General features: G+C 46.5%; 14 protein-coding genes and 1 tRNA gene. 4 read left to right on the top strand and 11 right to left on the bottom strand.

Going from position 1 to position 20,211, the window contains the following annotated elements; translation table 11 throughout:
• Position 1 precedes the first annotated feature (1 nt).
• Positions 2 to 358: a DndE family protein gene (locus L1X57_RS06815; protein ID WP_009723117.1), complete on the top strand. Its 357-nt coding sequence runs from the start codon at positions 2 to 4 to the stop codon at positions 356 to 358.
• Here L1X57_RS06815 and L1X57_RS06810 read toward each other — a convergent pair.
• From L1X57_RS06810 to L1X57_RS06780, 7 genes are all read right to left on the bottom strand, one after another.
• Positions 344 to 1,492, bottom strand: coding sequence for a hypothetical protein (locus L1X57_RS06810; RefSeq protein WP_009723118.1), 1,149 nt, complete (start codon positions 1,490 to 1,492; stop codon positions 344 to 346). The two genes, L1X57_RS06815 and L1X57_RS06810, sit on opposite strands and share 15 nt — an antisense overlap.
• 2 nt (positions 1,493 to 1,494) lie before the next feature.
• Complete coding sequence (locus L1X57_RS06805) at positions 1,495 to 3,435, bottom strand: DNA sulfur modification protein DndB (protein WP_009723119.1); 1,941 nt, start codon at positions 3,433 to 3,435, stop codon at positions 1,495 to 1,497.
• Between the two features lie 102 nt (positions 3,436 to 3,537).
• The gene (locus L1X57_RS06800; RefSeq protein ID WP_009723120.1) at positions 3,538 to 4,668 is read right to left on the bottom strand and encodes a PIN-like domain-containing protein; all 1,131 of its coding nucleotides are present in this window, start codon (positions 4,666 to 4,668) and stop codon (positions 3,538 to 3,540) included.
• Positions 4,665 to 9,776, bottom strand: coding sequence for a DNA phosphorothioation-dependent restriction protein DptH (gene dptH / locus L1X57_RS06795; RefSeq protein ID WP_039869038.1), 5,112 nt, complete (start codon positions 9,774 to 9,776; stop codon positions 4,665 to 4,667). Before dptH ends, L1X57_RS06800 begins: the two co-directional genes overlap by 4 nt.
• Positions 9,757 to 11,091 (bottom strand): DNA phosphorothioation-dependent restriction protein DptG, encoded by a 1,335-nt coding sequence (dptG, locus tag L1X57_RS06790; protein WP_009723122.1) that lies wholly within the window; start codon positions 11,089 to 11,091, stop codon positions 9,757 to 9,759. Before dptG ends, dptH begins: the two co-directional genes overlap by 20 nt.
• On the bottom strand, positions 11,088 to 12,683 hold the full coding sequence (dptF, locus tag L1X57_RS06785; protein WP_009723123.1) for a DNA phosphorothioation-dependent restriction protein DptF: 1,596 nt from the start codon (positions 12,681 to 12,683) through the stop codon (positions 11,088 to 11,090). Before dptF ends, dptG begins: the two co-directional genes overlap by 4 nt.
• Positions 12,684 to 12,965: 282 nt before the next feature.
• Positions 12,966 to 13,042 (bottom strand) — tRNA-Arg (locus L1X57_RS06780).
• Between the two features lie 143 nt (positions 13,043 to 13,185).
• Between L1X57_RS06780 and L1X57_RS06775 the strand changes: the two genes are divergently transcribed.
• Genes L1X57_RS06775 through L1X57_RS06765 form a run of 3 tightly spaced genes read left to right on the top strand, consistent with a single transcriptional unit; the run spans position 13,186 to position 15,967 of the window.
• Positions 13,186 to 14,184, top strand: a complete 999-nt coding sequence (locus L1X57_RS06775; protein ID WP_009723124.1) for a TRAP transporter substrate-binding protein — start codon at positions 13,186 to 13,188, stop codon at positions 14,182 to 14,184.
• Positions 14,184 to 14,708 carry a TRAP transporter small permease gene (locus L1X57_RS06770; RefSeq protein ID WP_009723125.1) on the top strand — a complete coding sequence of 175 codons (525 nt, stop codon included), beginning with the start codon at positions 14,184 to 14,186 and terminating at the stop codon, positions 14,706 to 14,708. The genes L1X57_RS06775 and L1X57_RS06770 overlap by 1 nt, the downstream gene beginning before the upstream one ends.
• Positions 14,705 to 15,967 carry a TRAP transporter large permease gene (locus L1X57_RS06765; RefSeq protein WP_009723126.1) on the top strand — a complete coding sequence of 421 codons (1,263 nt, stop codon included), beginning with the start codon at positions 14,705 to 14,707 and terminating at the stop codon, positions 15,965 to 15,967. Before L1X57_RS06770 ends, L1X57_RS06765 begins: the two co-directional genes overlap by 4 nt.
• 158 nt (positions 15,968 to 16,125) lie before the next feature.
• Here the strand turns inward: L1X57_RS06765 and L1X57_RS06760 are convergent, their stop codons facing one another.
• The 4 genes from L1X57_RS06760 to ureE all read right to left on the bottom strand — a co-directional run bounded on the left by L1X57_RS06760 (position 16,126) and on the right by ureE (position 20,150).
• On the bottom strand, positions 16,126 to 17,919 hold the full coding sequence (locus L1X57_RS06760; protein ID WP_039868894.1) for a methyl-accepting chemotaxis protein: 1,794 nt from the start codon (positions 17,917 to 17,919) through the stop codon (positions 16,126 to 16,128).
• A 302-nt stretch (positions 17,920 to 18,221) separates the two neighbouring features.
• Positions 18,222 to 18,854 (bottom strand): urease accessory protein UreG, encoded by a 633-nt coding sequence (gene ureG / locus L1X57_RS06755; RefSeq protein ID WP_009723128.1) that lies wholly within the window; start codon positions 18,852 to 18,854, stop codon positions 18,222 to 18,224.
• Between the two features lie 23 nt (positions 18,855 to 18,877).
• On the bottom strand, positions 18,878 to 19,600 hold the full coding sequence (locus L1X57_RS06750; RefSeq protein ID WP_009723129.1) for an urease accessory protein UreF: 723 nt from the start codon (positions 19,598 to 19,600) through the stop codon (positions 18,878 to 18,880).
• Positions 19,590 to 20,150 (bottom strand): urease accessory protein UreE, encoded by a 561-nt coding sequence (gene ureE / locus L1X57_RS06745; RefSeq protein WP_009723130.1) that lies wholly within the window; start codon positions 20,148 to 20,150, stop codon positions 19,590 to 19,592. Before ureE ends, L1X57_RS06750 begins: the two co-directional genes overlap by 11 nt.
• Positions 20,151 to 20,211: the final 61 nt, after the last annotated feature.

Genomic DNA, 20,211 nt, shown 5'->3' with positions numbered 1-20,211 from the left:
CATGATCCCAACTCGTATCTATCTGAGCAAAAAGTCTTGGGATCGATTACAGTATCTCCAAACAAAAACTAGACTTACCCCGAATGTAATTGCACGAATTTCAATATCATTAGCACTAAAAGATATTCGCACAGCCTCAATTAATGTAAGTAAACCTGAACAGACTCACATCATCAATCGTGACGTATTATTTGGCGCCCACGAGAAAACTTTTGAAGCTCTTATCCGTCAGTTTTGTAAGGAGCAAAGAATTGAAGCTGATATACAAGATATAATTCGTTCTTTAATTGACAGCGGTTTACATAAAATTGGACATATAAAATCCATTTTGGACATTAAGCCTTTATTTAACGCTTGACGTAGAATTAACGTCACTCAACCCATAATTCTCTAAAAGTTTTTCCTTATTCATAGTAACCACGTAAGAGCTAAACTCATGAACTTCGAATAAGACATCTAAAGTAATACCTTTAAGAGAAGTGACTGCCTTCAAACCTTCTGACCAAGTGGATTTAACCTCAACAATCGATAAATTAATTTTACGCGCCTCCGAGTGATACCTTTTAACTTCTTCAGAAGAAATGGAGTAAGATGAGTGTGTTATTAATAAATTATTTCTGGCGTTATTTATACGTCTGAGATCATAATTTTCATCATCTCCTAAAAAAAGTATATTTTGCTTTTGTAAATATTCTACTGTTTTCATCAGAGAGGGTAGGGATTTCTCTCCGAGATATTGTTTATAAACCAAACCATGCTTCCCAGCACTCACTACATCTTTTTTTAATGCTATCGAATGGACAGCAAAATCTAAGCTTCTCTGTGTAAATAACAATACTAAATCGTGCTCTTCTCGCTCAACAGCTTTCAATGCTAATCCATACGCTATACCTGACAAATAAACATGCTTGCTTGAGGTGTCAGCATCATTGAACTTCTTCAGGAACTCTCGAAGGAAGCCAATGCTTCTCTCGATGTTCTCTAGAAAAGAACCTTTTTCAGGTAGCTTTTTAATAGAGAAAGACAACTCATCCAATAATGCAGTTAAGTCAATTGAGTCATCCCACCAATTACTAATAAAGTCTTTACTGCTTAAACCAGGTCTCATACAACTTCTTTGAATGCAGCTTTTCACTTTCAAGTAACACTGAACAAACTCACGAAAAACAGTAAAGTAAGGAAACATTCCTGATGGGGCAATTATATCGCCTAACCCACTATCCTCTTTCTGCAATAGAGAAGAGGTTATTTGGTACCAATGTATAAAATCTCGGTTTGTCAATTGAAGTTCTATCGAGAGATCTATCCCCAACCTAGTTGAAAGAAACATAGATATTGGTGCAATTAGTTCATCAGCATCACTAGAAACTCTATGAATACGGCTAACTAAAGAGCCTGACTCTATAAGCTCTAAAGCGAGTTCCTCCTCATTATGTGATAAATATATAGTTTCAGAGTATAACTCACAACCTGGAGTCCATAGTCCCAGCATAATTAAATTCCAAAAGCTGCTTTAAGCTTCGTCTCGGCTTCCCTATAACGGTTTAGAGCATATTTTCCAATTTTATTATTGAATTCCTCTAATGCATCTTCATCCCCTTTCATTGCGGCCACGTCTAAATCCTCAAGCTCTTCCATGACCTGTTCATCAAGCTCTTTATCACGCCAATACTTCCTATAATCCTCCTCGATAACCTTTTTCAAATCACTTAAGTAGCTCTTAAGAGACTCGCTCGATTTTTCTTTAAGCAAACTCAAGTCCTCTTTTTTAAAACCTGACACACTTGCTTCAAACTTTGAAAGCACTGCCTGATTCCCAAAACTCAAAAGTATCAATCTCTCCCAATTATTTTTAGCCCTCTTATTAACAATAACTTTTGAACCGTTAAAGATAAGCTTCTGACCATACAAATTAGCTGCATCAAAACGCTTATCATCAATCACCATAAAATGATCAATTGAAGTAACGAGCGCTTTTGCTATGGCAACTGGACTAAATCCTGATTGAAATAACAAGCGAGTTAAAGTTATCCAAGCTCTAATTAAACCTTGCTGAAATACATTGTAAAAATGAATACTGCTAGGCGAAGCATTTAATACTCTCTTTGAAAATTCTCGATAAATATCTCTTGAGCTTGGAGGATCTAGTTCATTAGGATCTCGATATTGATCTAAAATACTCAATTTACAATGTTCAGCACCATCAACTTCTTTGGATATCATTTGATTAAGCCACTCAGCGGCTTTATTAGTCGCTTCAATCCTTTTTTTATAAACTGCAGGTTCAAAAAAGAGTACAGCAAGCGCTGGTGCTACCATTTCTCGAGTTAACTTTCTAAGAAATTCTATTTGCGAAATTGAGAAGCTCTCTTCAGAAATTTCATCCACAGGGATAGATCGTGAGTCAGTTTCTAGATTTTCTTTAAATGCTTTCAGATTAAGTAAGTATCGAGCTCGACCTGCTAACTTAGGATCGAACGCATGCTCACTTAATGTGTCCGAAATAATTTGTATAGTTGTTATCGTGTATGGACGATTTATCTGAGAGGCAAGTCGATCCACACGTTGGTTCCATTCGACGCAACAAAGATAATTCAAGCCATTTGATAATTCTTCACTCTTTGAGTAGTTGCAAAATTCACGTACAGCAAAAGAACTCAATCGTCTATCATTAAGCAAAGCGATAAAGTGACCTGAGACCTTCTTCCCTTCTGAATTGATCCTCACAAAAAGCTCGCGCATATCACGGTTCATTGATTCATGGGCCCCCTCACCTTCTACCGCTTCTGGCGAAAATAACAAGCAAATTGGTATTGATAAGTTTTTAACCACTTTTTTATTTGCATGGTCACTACTATTCCAAAGACTCTTCAAGGCTTGAAGTCGATGTTGACCATCAATTACTACTAGTTTAATTTTATTACTATTCAAACGAAGGACAGACCAATAAGGAGCAATATCGATATCTTTATCATGCACTTTTACTTGATGACCTGTTGCTGAATCAAGAGTAGGCAATATAAGCTGAAAACGATCTCCTCCCCAAGTCAATTCTACACTATGATCTTTTAATTCTTCCCGTACACTTTCATAACGCCCAAGAATCCCTTCATCACCTAATGCTACTAACGACACTAACAAGGGAGGAAAAAACAAAACTCTATCTTCACCTTTCTTTAAATAGTCATCTACAATATTTATCACTCGCTCTTTATCAATATCACGTTGGATCAGCTCTTCAAAATCCAATTCATAGGATCTGAAGGCTTCTGATGCTGTTTCTAACCAATTTACACTTTCAATTGAAATAGAAGCTTGAACATATGATAAGGGATAACTTTTATCTGACTGAAATCTTCCGTAAACCCCCCTAATCGAACGATCAAAAACATCAGGAGACTGTTGAGCTGGGCGTAACTGTATGTTTTCACTCATGTCAAACTCTCAATTAATTAGATTTAAAACCAGCTATTCAACTATAGACTGATACGAAATTATATCCAAGACACAACTGAAATAAAATTGTAATAAAACCTATCAACTATAACCCAAAATCTTCCATCGACCAGAAGAAACTTGGGTATATAAATCCTCCTTATTCAAGTAAATATCAGTTTCAGACGAATAATGATATATAGACTTTCTGACTATAGACTCAAAAGAAGCTGGTACATTACCTTGCCTGTTATTTTTCACTTGTTTATAAATCTCCTTCAAATCCGCCTCACCACCCAACTGTCTCAATGCATTATACACCTCGTCTTTCCAATTCCCTTGACGCTTGGCTATTTCCCCAATCTCGTCAACCTGACTAGTTTTAATTTCAGCATCAAAAGCCATTTTAGCTAATGACAAAAAACGTTTTGTATTAAGAATATAAAAATCGTTCCCAGTTATATTTTTAAACTCCATGCGTAGTTCAGGTCGAGGTATAGGACCCTGCATTGTTTTTTTAATCCAATCTGGCTTCTCATCATCTGTAATGAAGATAATAGGTTTTTTGTGCTTAGCCCCCTCTCTAATCATCTGCTCCCAAATAAAATAATCGCCACACTTTTTAGGAAGTGGTATACCAGAAAAACTATACGCCCCCGGTTTATTCGCATCCTTGCCATAACCAGGTGGTATCTTATTTTCTTGCCGCAGAATACAGGTCTCTATCAACACATCCACTTCTTCATTGGGTAACGGCGGGCCTACTTTATCGTCTAGCATAATTTCTAGCTGACTCAATATTGACTTTCTATCAAAGGATTTCTGAATTTTCTTTTTTTCTAGCGCAACCACTTTAACTATTCGGTCAAGATCATTAGATATATTTTTATAAAGATCGGAATATATACTACTTTCTTTTATAGTCTCTGTTAAACCAAAATTCTCTTTTTTAAATGACTTGATAACCCTTACAATATCATCAACTTTCGTAAATGGTTCGCCTGAGACCTCGTCGAGGTTCTCATAAAACTCTAACGCAGCATGATGAGGCACAAATAGTCTTTTGTTAATACTTTCATTCGACAAAATTCGAAAAATGATATCTCTATGTATTTTCTCAAACCTGAAAAAATTAAGCATAATATTTGCATCAAGAGATAAAGTAGCTACTCTAAGCAGCTCCTGTATTTCTGATTCAGTTAATGGATGATATCCCTGAAATTCCTTTTTCATGTCAAAATCTCCCAAAAAGCCAAGTCTTTGACTTTTGTCACTTTCTTTTTCCCATCTACACACAAACTATAATGCTTTTCCAACTTACGAATCTGTCCCATAAAATACTCTTCGTCATTTTTAGACTGAGTATTAAAGATAGCCTTAATTTCCTGAGATTTGATATTTGCCACCTGATGAATAACCCAAGAAAGAATCAGAGTTGAATAATCATTATCACCGGTTTTAAAATGCGTAAGTTCCTGAGTCGATAGGATAGTCCCAACCCCAAATTCCCGACCTTCTTTCAGAATTTTCTTCAGGCTATCGAAATCCTGTGACATAAAGTTGTCGGCTTCGTCGACTAGAATCATCTTGGAAATCTGGCGGTAATTACCATCTAACGTCGAACTACCCTGCTGATGCATTTGGGTATAGAACAAATCCAAAGTCAGAGCGACAACCAGATTTTGAATGCTGGGATCATAACCTGATAGGTTAATCACCGTTACGCCGTCTACTAAATCATAGAGCGACTGCGTTTTATTGGTATCCGGCTCAAAGATTTTAAAGCCAATCAGGTCGTCTAGAGCAGCGTAGAGAGAATCCTGCTCGATCTTGTCCTGCGACTGATACTCTGCCCAAACATCCGCGAGCGTTGGAGCTGATTTGCTCCACGTAGAAGGATCTTCCGGATATATTCCGGCTGCTTCATACGCATCCATCACAAGGGTACGCACTTTGTTCTGTTGCTTTGGGCCAAGCCCAAACGCTTTGGCTACTGTGGTGCGGAATAGGTTGGCCGTATGCATCGGCTGCATTGGCCGGTTACCAAATACTGCGAACGGGTTAAAAGGTAGATGGAACAGGTCATATACCTTGGCATTGGTCGCCTCTACAAATTCATCCTTAACGTAATCAGCTTTGTAGTCGAAGATTAGGATGCCAATATCAGTACCACCCACATTGTTTTGTTGATTTCTCACCAGCTGAGTAATCATAGACTTAGTAAATTGCGTCTTCCCTGTACCCATCGTGCCAATAATTCCGGTATTCGTATTGAAGAGCTTTTCGGTATTCGTAGGCTCCCAATAGATTATCTCACCGCTTTGCACATCCTTGCCAAACTCGACCTTGAGTGGCTCAGCGGGTGTCGCAGGTACGAAATTGTCTACCCTCTCTTCGGAAGGATCATCAGCCGCAGCAGGGAAGACACCACTATCATGCTTTGAAAACGGGTACATAACCGTTTCCGACTGATTAGAACCAGACTCCTTCGCTGTATCTTCTTTCACGTCTGTAAGTTCTTGTTCAGTGAAAGGCTGCAGAAAATATTCCTTGGGCACGTGAAGAAGTGAGGAATTGTCGATTTTCTCTTTGAGTTCTTGGTAAGGGGTTCTTATCAGCTTATCGAGAAGCCCCATCGGTATTTCAGCCTGTAGAACACCCTCCGTGAGCTCGTACTTCTCTTCAAAACAGGATTCATTATTGATATGAGCAACGACCATGGCGCTGGGATAATTCTGCAGCTGACCAATTCCATACTGCCCTTCTAGCCACTCTTCGCGATGGTTAAGGAAGTCCGCAAAATGGCTATCCTCGAACACTTGATACAACTGATACTTCTCGATTTGAAGAAGCACCTGGCGAATGAATAGTCCGCGATAGAGACGCGACGCAAGCGTATCCGGCCCCAGGAGGTCTTCTTCCATGTATCGCTTCAACTCAAGCGCCTGCTCTCTCGCTTTGGAGAAATCAGGGCGGCCCCCGGCTTTTACCTCCACAGGTAAAAGGTAGAGCTGGCCTTCCCTAAAACCTGCGAACAAGATGTCGTCAGAAATTGCACCTTTTTTAATCTTGCGATTGTGGCGCGAGAAATCACTATCGGTCATTGCAAGGCCAATATTGCCAGCCACTCTTATCATCTCGGCGACAGAGATAGGAATCCACGTGATACCTGATTCGGCCAAAAGGGCACTAACGATTTTATAGGCACCGATAATGCCTTCTTTCGCAATCTTTTCTTTCGAGTGATCGGTAATCAGTCTGAGTAACCATTCACCATTGAACGCATTGAACTCTCGAATTAATTCATTGCCAGCATTGCCCAAGACGTTCTTATAAAGATCAACTTGCTTGGTTACGGTGATCGCGTCATAACCCGACGAACTTGTGTATTGATCGGAGTAATGAATCAAGATCACGCCTTCGGTGGCTTCAAAGAACTTCAACGTGACCTTTGGATCTATGATGGTCGTCCATACAGAACTATCGTAAGAACGTTCCAACAAGGACATAAATTCCTGACTCACTGCTAGGCTAGTAGCCGAATGATCATGATAGACATCATTCTTCGACTGAGAGGGACGCCAAAGCATTCCTATTAACTTAGCCAGCTTCAGGTGAGGTAAAGAGCTATAATCAACACCTTTCAAGCCAAATGCCGTGAAGTATCGGTCGCCCTCACTCCTCGAAGATTCACCTGATAATACTCCAGCACAAGCGACACCCGAGAGGTGTTCATCAATGTTATTGTCAACAGCTTCTACTTTCTGATCATTCTTGAAGAATGTCAGATGAGCATAAGCTTGCTCTTCCACATGGTTATGCTGAAACTTGCTAAACGTTAGCCTTGTCCGCAGCAAATCAATTACCGCATCAGCGTTACGACGTGCAGCTCCCCGATCGAGCCCGTACCGTTCTTTGATTTCGTCATACATCCCCATCTCAGCGAAAAGATCAAGCTCAGTCTCGACCAGCTCCTCGTCATATAGATTGACGTGTATGTGACAACCGCCGAGTAAGTTCGCCTGATAGTAGGACACCAGTCCTCTAAACAACTCTGCGTTTTCTGCGTTGTTGACGGAGTTAATCAGCAGCGGGGCATCATCGACCTGGTGGAATAGCTGCTCAAATGTAGACGTGAACTCCTCGATCTTGTGCTTTACAAGGTTTATCACAAAATCGAAGCTTGTATCCTGATGTGCCACTACCTCCAACCAGAGAGGATCCTCTGGTACGGCCTGTGTATAGCTATAACGATTATCTCTGTCGAAAAGATGAGGGATCAATCCCCGTGCGTTTAATCGTCCTTTAGTAACCTCTGGTAGTTCACGAAAGCTACGCGCTTCGCCATCTTCTACAATTTCTTCAACCAGATTCAGATAATAGGCCATCACCAGCGGATGGAACGGAGTAAAAAATCGGCGCTCCTCTACTGTTGCCAGCCCGATGCGAATCACAAGCCGTTCAGAGCTGTTGAGCGGCTTGCCCTTCTGAATTTGGTCCAAGTAGTCAACGCAAGCCAAAATATACTCTTTACCTAGGGCAACGAGTTCAGGTCCCCAACTAGCCAACGAAGGCAACGTTTTGCGCTCTTGGAAGTAAGTAATAAGTGCCCTGTAGGCTTGATATATTCTGTCGTCTGCAAGTGGAAGACTTGAAAGTGGGGTTCCTTTACGTCGATCATTGTCCCATTCAATACACTCTTCATTAACGAAGGACGACTCAGCCTGCAGCAAGGCTTTTCGGAAGAATACTGGCCCCGATTCTTGGTTATCGAAGACAACCGTCTCTTTTCCTGGCCGGTACACACCGTTGAAATTATCGTCTTTAAAAAGCCTGGCAAACCGGCTTGTGTCAAAAATAACTGGTAGTCGAAGTGCTTCTCTGCTCGGTTCACCTTCGACGAGTACAAAGAGTGAACTGTCACCATTCGTCAGGGTGAAATTAACTTCATCAGACTCATCATAGAGCTGATCGAAATCGACCTTTCCCACCGAATTTATATCAACTGTTTCACCACTGTCGGATAACACCGCTTCGGTGGTTAGGTCAGGATTAACGTCAAGGCAATGTTGGTCTGCCTGAAATACGAGCGCTCTCCTCTTTCTATCGATGAGAAAGCGATTCTCAAAGGCAGACAGATGAAAGTCTCCCTGTTGGACGACTAGGCAATGGAAGTTGTATTTTTCGTTCGAAGAATCTCGATTGAGTCTCAGGCTAAAAAATTCAGGTTTACTACTACATGGTGCCGAGATGGTGAAGGTCGACTTGTCACCTCTAAAAGAGAAATCAATGTCAATAACGTCAGACATGGCTTTTGGCGTAACCAAAAGCTCCTTTTTTTCTAATCGCTGACCAACGAACTTGATCTTGAAACTGAACATGTCCTGACCACTCGGAACTTCAATAATCAGATGCTTATCTCGCCTCCCCACCGAGGTATCTTTCTTGTCTCGTACATCAATTTCGCAGCCCTTAACCTCGATCCCTGCATAGTCGAGTGTCAGCTTTTTCTGGAGCTCCTCCTCGTCTCGAAACTCTTGGTAATTGAGTTCGGTCCAGGGAACCTCGGCTCCTTCTCCAAAATGTTCTTGTATGAATTTTGATCCAAACTTAGTCAGCTTGTCTTCCAGGTCATTCGGGAAATGCTCAACAGCAAACTCTATCTCTTCTCTTAGCTGTCGATTCGACTCCAGTCGGCGCGCTACCTGCTTCTCGCTTGAGTTGCTTAACACCTGAGGGTCGTTGAACAGCCCTAGTTCCTGGAAACGCAAGTCTCCGTTTAGCAATGCATCATGGAGGTGCCGAAATCCGAATACACTGGAGCCTTCTTCTGTGATTATCCGAGCTTGGTGCTCTAAGAGACACCGGGAAGCAACTTGATTCTCAAGCCCACCAGATATCATGAGATCCAGCTCATTTTTCGTTTGACGCGGCGACCAAACAGCGTCGCCCTGAGCCAGGTCGAACGCACTATTAATCAGGGTATCAAGGAGGCTGTTATGCACGATCAGCAAAGCGCATCCCTCGAAAGGAGGCATCTGAGCCGCCACGGTATCTCGCAGGTTTGATATATAGTTTTCCGTATAACAACCATTCTCGATATCAGGTTGCTCCAAATGCCCTGCCACCAGCAAACGCACATCATTAACTTCGAGATATGAGAGTTCATGCTCGCCATAGCGTAGTTGACCATCGCTCCGCGTTAGCAACTCAGAGACAAGGGCATTCGTATTTTCTGGGTCTGGTGACTTGAACTGATACCGGGCGCCAGCTTCTATACGGGACTGAAGCCAACCACGTAGGTTGCTTACCAAGAAGGCTTCAAAGTGTTTTTCGGACATAAACCGCATCTCCGCTATCGCTCATTCGCTCGACGTTACCAATTCGCTCCAAAAACCTGATGATCGCTTGCTCTGACTGCCTGTCAAACCAGACCCCACGTTTTCTAAACTCCTGAAGCAGCTCTTGGAACTGAACCTGCTTTCTACTACCGATAGCTAGGTTTGTGAGTAGAAGTAGATAATCTTGAGAAATGGTCAGCACTCTCCCTGAGCGACCTCTCACCTGGACAAAGTGCGGTGCAATTTCATTCACAAATGCGTTAACATACCTATTGTTTACATCGTTTTGGTTCGTACCTTTTGTTCCAAAGATTTCCTTGGCAGTTATACTAAGTACCTCAATCAGTTCTTTCGTTGTTTGAGGGTACTCTTCAAAGGGTGGAAGTTTCCTTTTTTCTCGATATCTTTCGCAGAACTTTATTAGTGATTCATTAACGTTATTTCGCTGTAACGCATCCATTTCATTGATCTCTAGAAAAAACTTCCAAAGCGGAAATTTTTTCGCTTTCTTATCCTTCGGTTGATTCAGGTATTCAAGCATAGAAAGGACAGGGAATAGATCGAAAGCTTTTATCCTCAAGTGCCGAAAAGCTTCTCTAACCTGATTTCGCTCCAAGCTAGCCTTCTCGGTATCAAGAATGAAGAAAAGTGGTTTACTAACAGGTTTCTCCGTCCAATCGTTGATATTTAATGCCAACTGAGAGCTATACATAAATGTGTAAAGACTAAAGAACACTCTAAGGTTGTCAAGGAAATATCCGGGGTGCTCTAAAAGAAAACCCAGATCTTGAGCAAAGAGTTCGGCCATAAATGGCAGATAAGGACTCTCAACGGGATCTTCTTTACAATCAGTCAATCGCTGTTGGAACGCTTCAACAAGTTCTTGCTCTAAGAAATTCACTTCACTACTGAGCTTCAAAAAGCTTCGGCCTGAGTTACAAATGAAACCGATAAAAACTTGCGCAATATGTTTATTAGTAGACGCCTCAGCCTGCGCTGATTTAAAAATTAGAAATTCCGGCGAAACTTTAAACAAACCGGCCGCATTATCATCGAAATACATTTTTTCGATAAGAGGCTGAACTTCCTGATCTGTAAGTTTATACTGCAAACTTTCAAAAAAGTAAGATTTAAAGCTTTCTAACGTTGAACCCTTTTCGAGCCGCTTTTGAAGCGCCGCTTTCAATATGCTTCCAGCTATTGCTTCGAAATCAAGGCCAGATGTCTGAGACCGAAACGGCAGAAAATGGTTAACCAAGTTTACGCCCTTAATTTCTTGCTCATCCAACACAAGCAAGTTATCGGAAATACTCATTCGACACCTCCGACGATAATCTCACTGTCTTCAATTTCATTTGTAAGATAAACGTGTTGATTACCATCTGAAAGCATTAATTTTTTTGAAACAATGATGGCCTTTATCACGTCGTCGACGACCTCCTCCAAAATCACGATCGTATTCTTATCGTGTTTATTTGGTCTATAGCCATCGTTTATTTTATAAATCAACTCATAAAAACTAAGATTTACATTAAACGTTTTAAGAGTTTCATCACCAACCTTAAGACAAACCGGAAACTCGTGGATATTAGCCATCTCTTCATTTTCAATTCTTTTAAGGTCAGGCTTAATATTGGCAACTGCCGAAACAAAGACGCCATTTCTGGAGCACAAAAATAAATGCTGCTTTGCAGTTAATGACGGATCCAACCTATTTCCAAATCGAACCAGTGCCGATAAAAGCTCATTCTTATAGAAACTTCTCAGCTTTTTACGCTCCTCAGCGCTTCCATCATAGCTTTTATGTAAACGCCAAATCTCAATGTACCTGTCGTACAGCGGCTGTTTAAAATCATTTTGAAACTGTTGATGGAAGTCATTTCCAATGGCGACATCTTGAAACAGGTAAAAAAATCGCAACCAACCAGCCGACTCAATGTCGGCTATGCCAAAGGTTTCCTGCACTGAATTCTGGAAATCATCGAAAGCCGCCTCTCTTATGCCTAGAGAATGCTGTATGAGAAACTGGTCAATACTCCGAGACCTAATCGTACATGGGTCAAAGTGGCTGATAATGTCACTCAAATCATTATGGCCAGCCACAAATAGATTGTTGAAAAGTAAGCTGGGACCGCAAACCAAATGGTGTACGAAATCAAGCAGGGCCCGCGCAGAAAGAAATTGATCAAACTTTAACCTAGCAGAAAGAAGCAGGTGGACTATCCGATCACGCACCTGCTCGTGTTTGAGCAACTCATAGTTCAGCGTCAGTTTGCTGGGATTCGTTCGCACCGCATCCAGATATGCCAGATGTAGCGGATTATTTTCAGTGGAAGCAACTACGCGCGAAACCAGTTCACTAATAAAGCTCGACCCAGTCTTTCCGTCCTCAATACTGAATTTTGGGTATTGCTCAAAGTTCAGGAACTTATACGAAATTGAAGTTTCCTCTCCACTTTGGAGGTACGATTCAATGGCACTCCTGATATTTTCGTGGCGGAGATGTCCTTGGGACGCAAAGTTAAATAGCATCCCGACATTTATTCCAATGACTAGTGGCTTGTCCGACTCACTGTGTTCGTCAAAGAGCTGGTCTAACGCTTCAATTGCGTCTTGATCAGGCTTAAACGCATGAGTGGCATCTAGGTGAAACCTGACTCTCTTCGAGTAGGTCTCGTGATAGCGTTTTAGAATTTCAGACTTGCCGTCACCAGATGAGCCACATAGGAAAATCACGGTATCCGGTGTGAGGTTGGAGTCCAGCAATCTTCTAAAATCTTTCTCGATTTCAGTTTCAACGTAGAGGTAGCTTTTTAGCTCATCTTGTTCTTTTTGTCCCTGTCCGAGCGTAGTGACCGCTTGAGCTGACGACCTAGCAAGAGTGTCTAATAGCTGTGTGAATTGCACGTTGTTTTCTCATCCCTGGTGTGACGATCACAATGTATGTCGCTATGTCCAACACACCTCAAAAGCCGAAGGTCATTTCAGGCTACCATAGTGCTTAATTTTAGTGAATTCGAATGAACGTACATATGTGACCATACTGGTGGCAAGAAAAAGCCAAAGGTCATAATCGGATAGACATATCAGGAATGTAATGAAGAGATTGTGGCCACAATTTGGCCCCAGCAGAATGGACATAGCCAAAACAAAAGGGCCTACGCGTTAACGTAAGCCCTATATATGTTTTGGCGCGCCCGGTAGGAATTGAACCTACGACCTTCGGCTTCGGAGGCCGACACTCTATCCAACTGAGCTACGGGCGCTTTGGGTGCGTATCGTACCCGCGTGGACGCGCTGTGTCCAGCGAGTCAGGGGTTTTACAGGCGCTTTGATTGACCGTTTTCGTTTCTCTAGTGCATGCTTTGAATGCACTTCCTATCCTTAGTGAAACTGGGAACACACTATAATGAAAACTTTTGCACGTAACACGCTGGCACTGGGCATTTCACTGGCGCTGGTAAGCGCCGCGAATGCCGCTGATTTTGCTGATATGGACCCCGTTACCCTGCGTTTGGCTCACGTGGTCAACGAGCAGGATGGTTTCCATATCGCCGCGACCAAGTTTGAAGAACTGGTGGAAGAACGCACCGATGGCAAGGTCAACATCGAGATCTACCCCAATGCCTCGCTGGGTGACGAGCGCACGCTGCTGGAAGGTATGCAGATCGGCACCGTGGATATGGGGGTGATTACCAACGGCCCGGTGGCCAACTTTGTGGAAGAGATGGCGGTGTTTGAACTGCCGTTCCTGTTCCCTTCCCCAGAAGCCGCTTATGGCGTGTTAGATGGCCCGATCGGCCAGGAGCTGCTGGATAAGCTGTCTGACGTGAACTTGAAAGGCCTGGCCTACGCAGAGCGCGGCTTCCGCAACCTAACTAACAGCGAACGTGCGGTGAATTCGCCGGAAGACCTGGATGGCCTGCGTATTCGCGTCATGGAGAACCCGGTGTACACCGATACCTTCCGCGAGCTGGGCGCCAACGCTATTCCCATGGCGTGGACAGAAGCACTGACCGCCATGCAACAGGGCACCATCGATGGTCAGGAAAATCCGGTGAACGTGATCCATTCGTTCAAGCTGGATGAAACCCAGAACTACATGACCCTTTCCCGCCATACCTACGCACCGGCGATTTTTGTAATGGGCATGCCCGTTTGGAACCAGCTGCCAGAACACGCACAGGCGGTGCTTAAAGAAGCCGCCCAGGAAGCTGCCGAGCATGAGCGCCAAATGAACGCAGATATGGAAGCCGACCAGTTGGCGGCGCTGCGCGAAGCCGGTATGGAAATTAATGAAACACCGGATATGGAAGCCTTCCAAGCAGCCGTCGCGCCTGTATATGAGAAGTACGGCGAGCAGTTTGGTGACTACCTGCCACGCATTCGGGAGGCGCTGAATCAGTGATGGCCTTTGCACAGCCTCTTTTGACGCTGCTGCAACGTATTGAACGCGGGCTGGATGCCATCATCCAGCCCGTGGTCTTTGCGGGCATGGCAGCATTAATTGGCGTGATTACTCTGCAGATTGTGTCGCGGGTGCTATTCAGCGCCGTCGGCTGGACGGAAGAGGTCGCGCGCTTTCTGCTGGTGTGGATTACATTTTTAGCCAGCACGCTGGCTTTCCAGCGCGGGCGGCATATCGCCGTGACCTTTGCTGTGGATGCGCTTCCCCTGCCCTTGCGCAAACTGGCGCGCTTGGCTGCACTGGCGGTGGTGCTGGCGTTTATGATCACGCTAATCATGATTGGCTACCGCTATATGCAGGTGCAGAGCTTTCAGAAATCGGCCTCACTGCGGCTATCGATGACCTACGTTTACGCGGTTATACCGCTTTCTGCGGCCATTATGGCGTGGTACGCCCTGGTGGATATGATTGACGTACTGGTGAACGGTGAGCCGACAGTCGCCGCGCCGGAGGAGCCACTATGACGCTGGTGCTGTTTGGGCTGTTCTTCCTGTTTATGTTGCTGGGCGTGCCGATTGCGTTTGCGATTGGGGCAAGCACGCTTTATGCGCTGTACCAGTCGGGCGTGCCACTGATGGTGGTCACCCAGCAGATGTTCCAGGGCATTAACTCGTTTGCCCTGGTCGCTATCCCGATGTTTATTCTGGCCGGTGACTTAATGGCCCAGGGTAAGGTCAGCGAACGGTTGGTGAGCTTTGCCGATTCGTTAGTCGGCTTTATGCGGGGCGGGCTTTCGGTGGTGTCGGTAATGGCAGGCATGTTCTTCGCGGCGATCTCCGGCTCTGGTGCGGCCACCACCGCGGCGGTGGGTTCAAGCCTGGTGCCAGAGCTTAAGCGTAAAGGCTACGATCCTGCCTCTGCGGCCAGCTTAATTGCTGCCAGCGGCACGATTGGCGTTGTGATTCCCCCTTCGGTGCCGATGATTATCTACGCGGTGATTGCTCAGCAGTCGGTATCAAAGCTGTTTTTGAACGGCTTTTTGCCGGGGCTGGCAATGGGGCTGGGGCTGATGGCCATTGCCATCACTCAGGCCTATAAGCGTCAGTACCCCAAAGGCACACCGCTGTCGCTGCCAACTATTTGGCGTACGCTGAAAGCGGCTAGCTGGGGGCTGATGACGCCGGTGATTATTCTGGGGGGTATCTTCTCGGGGATTTTCACGCCGTCGGAAGCGGCGGTGGTAGCAGTCAACTACGCGCTGCTGGTGTCGCTGTTTGTGTATCGGGATTTAACCCTACCCCAGGTGTATAAGCTGCTGATTCGCTCGGCGATGACCACCGCGGTGATTATGCTGGTGATTGCCATGTCGGCAGTACTCAGTTGGACGCTTTCAAGCTGGCAGGTACCCGGCGCGATTGCCCAGGCGGTGCTGTCGCTTTCCACCAATCCTTACGTGATTATGCTGCTGGTCGTGGCCGTGATTCTGCTAACGGGGGTATTTATCGAGACCGCTAGCGCTTTGATTATTCTTACCCCGGTGCTGCTGCCGTTGGTACTGCAGTTGGGCATCGACCCTATCCACTTTGGTTTGATTATTGTGGTGGGGCTATCGATTGGCATGATTACCCCGCCAGTGGCAATCAACCTTTATGTGGCTTCGTCAGTCACTCAGCTACCGCTGGAGCGCATCACTCAAGCGATTATCCCGTATCTGTTAGGGTTGATTGGCGTGCTGCTATTGGTGGTTTACGTACCGATCCTGCTGGGCTGGTCGGGTAGTTAGCAAGCCGTTAATACTGAGCTGAAATGCGTTGATATGAAATGCGTTGATATGAACAAGGGGCTTGCCATGTGGCAGCCCCTTTTTCTACTTCACCTGTTGGCTACTGCTGGCTTTTTAACAACGTGTGTTTTCAGCCAGCAGTGAGCATAACGTAAGGCTTAGAACTCCTCCCAATCGTCGTCGCCTGCTTTAACAGGGGCTTGCTTAGAAGAGAGCGCAGGGCGCTTGAGTTCCTGGCGTGCACTTGGCGCACCAGAAGGCAGAGACTGACGCGGTTGATTTAACGCTGGCTGTGTCGATGAGGTTTGTGGCTCATCGTCGCCAAGCACGAAGGTGCTGATCAGCTCATTAAGGTGCTCGGCGTGACGGCGCATATTGGCCGCTGCCGTGGTGGATTCCTGCACCATGGCAGCGTTTTGCTGGGTCATGGTATCCATTTCCGCAACAGCTGTATTGATCTGGCCAATACCGCTGCTTTGCTCCTTGGCGCCAGCCGTAATCTCACCGATCACATCGGTCACCTTCGAGACACTTTCAACAATGTCATGCATCGTCGCACCCGCCTTACGCACTAGCTCGGCACCGGTGTGGGTGTGCTTAACAGAGCTATCAATCAGCGTGCGGATCTCTTTCGACGCATTGCTAGAGCGGCTAGCCAGTGTGCGTACTTCTTGCGCGACGACCGCAAAGCCACGGCCATGCTCACCCGCCCGTGCGGCTTCCACCGAGGCATTAAGTGCCAGAATATTGGTCTGGAAAGCGATGGCGTCAATCATGGTGATGATTTCGCTGATACGCGTCGCCGAGTCATTGATATCGTGCATCGTCCGCTCGACCTGCCCCATGGCTTCCTCACCATGGTGAGCCACTTCAGCAGTAGACTGCACCAGCTGGTTGGCCTGCTGGGCATTATCCGCACTGTGATTCACGGTCGAGGTGATTTCTTCCATGGAAGCCGAGGTTTCTTGCAGGTTAGCGGCGGCCTGCTCGGTACGGGTAGCCAGTTCCTCAGAGCTATGGGAAATTTCCCCCGCTGAGTGATAAACACTCATTGTGCTACGGCGCACATCACGCAGGGTTTCCTGCATGCGCTCGACAAAGGCATTGAACTGAACCGCTAGGTTGCCAACCTCGTCATTACTTTCTACCGCTAGGCGGCGGGTAAGGTCACCACGGCCTTGGGCGATATCGTGCATAGCGCTGGCGGTGCGTTTAATCGGCCCTACAGTGCGGCGGACAAAGCCAAACGCGAGCAGTGCCACTGCAACCAATAAGACAGCCCCCAACAAAATAGCGAACAGGATAGACTGGCGCAGATCCGCGTTAGCGGCCGCCTCAAGTTCAGCAACCACCGCATCAACATCTGTGACGTAAACCCCGGCACCGATCATCCAGCCCCACTTTTCTAAACTCTCTACATACGAGTGTTTGGGCTCAATTTCACGGGTGCTTGGGTATTCCCATAAGTAGCTATGAAAACCGCCACCGTTCTTGGCAACCTGAAGAATATCGCGAATAAGGTAATTTCCGTCTGGGGTTCGTACGTCCATCATGTTGGTACCTTCACGCTCTGGCGCAGGGGCCGTCACGATATTGTTACCATCGAAGTCGTAGATAAAAACGTAGTTATTACCTTCAAAGCGCATGGCGCGCACGATCTCTGCTACCTGCTGTTTGGCTTCCTCATCATTGGCACCTGCTTGCTCATAAATAGGGGAAATGGCGGTCGTTGCCACTTGAACAATGTCGCGCACCGCATGGCGGCGCTCTTCAATCAGCACTTCGCGCTGATTCGCCAGCGTCTCGCGAGTGTTTTGTATGCGCTCATAGGCGTTAAACGCCACTAACCCTGCGGTCACTATGAAAAGCGGCAGTAGGACAAGCGTCAGCACTTTAGCCTGTAAGCTAAGGCTTCTTTTTGGCGGAGTCGAAGAAGAAGGAGGAGTAGCCATAAAGTGTTTCTCAGTAGGTCATCGGAAGAATTTTTAATAGTTTTATGCATTTTTTATCGACCTAACCTGTGTCAACTTTAACCACTTCGCGTATTTTTTTGTTTATGAACAGCAAATTAACGCTCAAAATTGAGCTTTCATAACCTGCGTTAAGGTTATCTTTGCCCTATCCGGTCACTGTAGGGGTGTGGTGGCCAAGGACGGCCCGTTTTAGCAAGCCGCTAGCCACGTCTTTTTGACTGCTCTGCCCCCTATTGGGGCAGGGCAGTTTTTTATTGGGGGCGATTTTCGCATCGCAACGCTTATGCCGTTGCTGCCTGGGGCCGACGCTCTTCCAGCATGCCTTTATCGAGAATAAAGCGGATGATCTCCTCAAGCCCAACGCCATCGTAGAGGTTGGTAAACACAAAGGGACGCTCGCCGCGCATTTTCTTCGAGTCCCGCTCCATCACCTCTAATGAGGCATGTACCTGCTCGGCAATATCAATCTTGTTGATAATCAGCAGGTCTGACTTGGTAATGCCTGGCCCGCCTTTACGGGGGATCTTATCGCCTGCGGAAACGTCAATCACGTACAGCGTGAGATCGGAAAGCTCAGGGCTGAATGTGGCCGATAAGTTGTCGCCACCGGACTCCACTAGTACCAGCTCTAGTTTTGGATGGCGGGCGTGCAGTTCGTCGATGGCCGCCAGATTCATTGAGGCATCTTCGCGGATGGCGGTATGCGGGCAACCGCCGGTTTCTACGCCAAGGATACGGTCGGCAGGCAGCGCATCGTGTTTGAGCAGAAAGTCGGCGTCTTCGCGGGTGTATATGTCGTTGGTTACGACAGCTATATCGTAGTAATCCCGTAGCGCCGAACAGAGCTGCTTGAGCAGTGCGGTTTTACCGGAACCCACCGGGCCACCCACACCTACGCGTAAACAGTGCGTCATTGTTCTCTCCTACTAATAAGCGTTTAACTTCTAAACAAGCGTGAATATTGTGTTTCGTGCAGAGCGCTTGCCAGCGCCACACCGGGCAGTACCGGGCCGAGCTCATCATCTTCTAGCAATAGTGCCTGATCGACGGCCGCCACCAGTTCCCCGCGCAGCTGTTCAATCACTCGCTGGGCGGCGGTGTGGCCCAGGGGCAGTGCTTTGCAGGCCACTGCCAGCTGATTTTCTAGCCACGCCCAGCCAAACCCTAACAGCGCTTGGCGCGGGGGCACGCCCCGCATGTGGGCGGCATAGCTAAATAGCGTCACATAGCCTGCATGGGCAGGTAATAAAGGCGGCAGACAGCCTTCACTTCGCTCATCCTGGCGGGGTAATAAATCCAGGCTGCCCAGCAGGCGCTTGAGCGAAGCACCCAAGCGGCTATCTTCAGCGGCTAATTCAGCGGTTTCGCGGGTGGCGGCTAGCCATTCGTCCCACTGAGCGATTGCATCGCTGTCCTGCTGCTCAAGGGCGGTGTAAAAGCGCGCGATCAGCGGCAGCTCACAGCGGGTTAGGCCATCTTCCAGTACGCCAGAAAGCCACTCAGAAAGGCTTTGTTCATCACTTACCCAGCCTAACTCAAAGGCACTTTCCAGCCCTTGGGAAAACGCAAAGGCACCGATAGGCAGCGCGGGGCTGACCAGTTGCATTAGCCCTAGCAGGGCTAAGTCATGGCCTTCTGGTGCGGCATGCTCAGTGGGCATGATGATGCTCATGCGTGTGTGAATGATCATGTGGATGCTCATGGTCGTGGGAGTGCCCATGACCATGAGAATGACCTTGAGAATGTCCGTGAGAATGCCCGCCGCCACCTACTTGGTTATAGGCGCCTGGTTCTGGGTCGAAGGTGGCGTTGTGATGCTCAAGCTCAGCCCCCAGTAGTTCCGCCAGTTCTTCTAGCACATGGTCGGGTGGAAAACGCACCCAGCCACCCTTTTCGTCTTCGCCCAGCGCCAACTGTACATGGCGATTGCCAAGATGATACGCCAGCCGCGCCAGGGGTAAGCCGGTGTTAACTCGCGCGGTCACCACCGGCTCGATGGCGGCACGTATGCGCACCACTTCGCCACTTTCAGCTTTTAAGCCTTCGCCATCGTGCAGCACCGGGCCACGGTCTAGAAACAGGCCCAAGGCTTGGCCGCTGTCGCTGTCCGCTTTTAAGCGCCCGCGAATGCGCAGTTCGAAGGGTAGTGTCAGCGTGTCGCTGGCGGCGTGCTCTTCCACCGGCCCTAAACGTTCTATCAGTTTCAGCATCTATCTCTTCCTATTAAAACCACCCAACGCCTAGCCGGAGGTAGGTCGAAGTGAGGGTCTT

The organism is Halomonas sp. TD01 (genome assembly GCF_923868895.1).
Classification (GTDB): domain Bacteria; phylum Pseudomonadota; class Gammaproteobacteria; order Pseudomonadales; family Halomonadaceae; genus Vreelandella.
The sequence above is the reverse complement of the archived record's forward strand: the minus strand, read 5'-3'. Positions and strand labels throughout refer to the sequence as shown.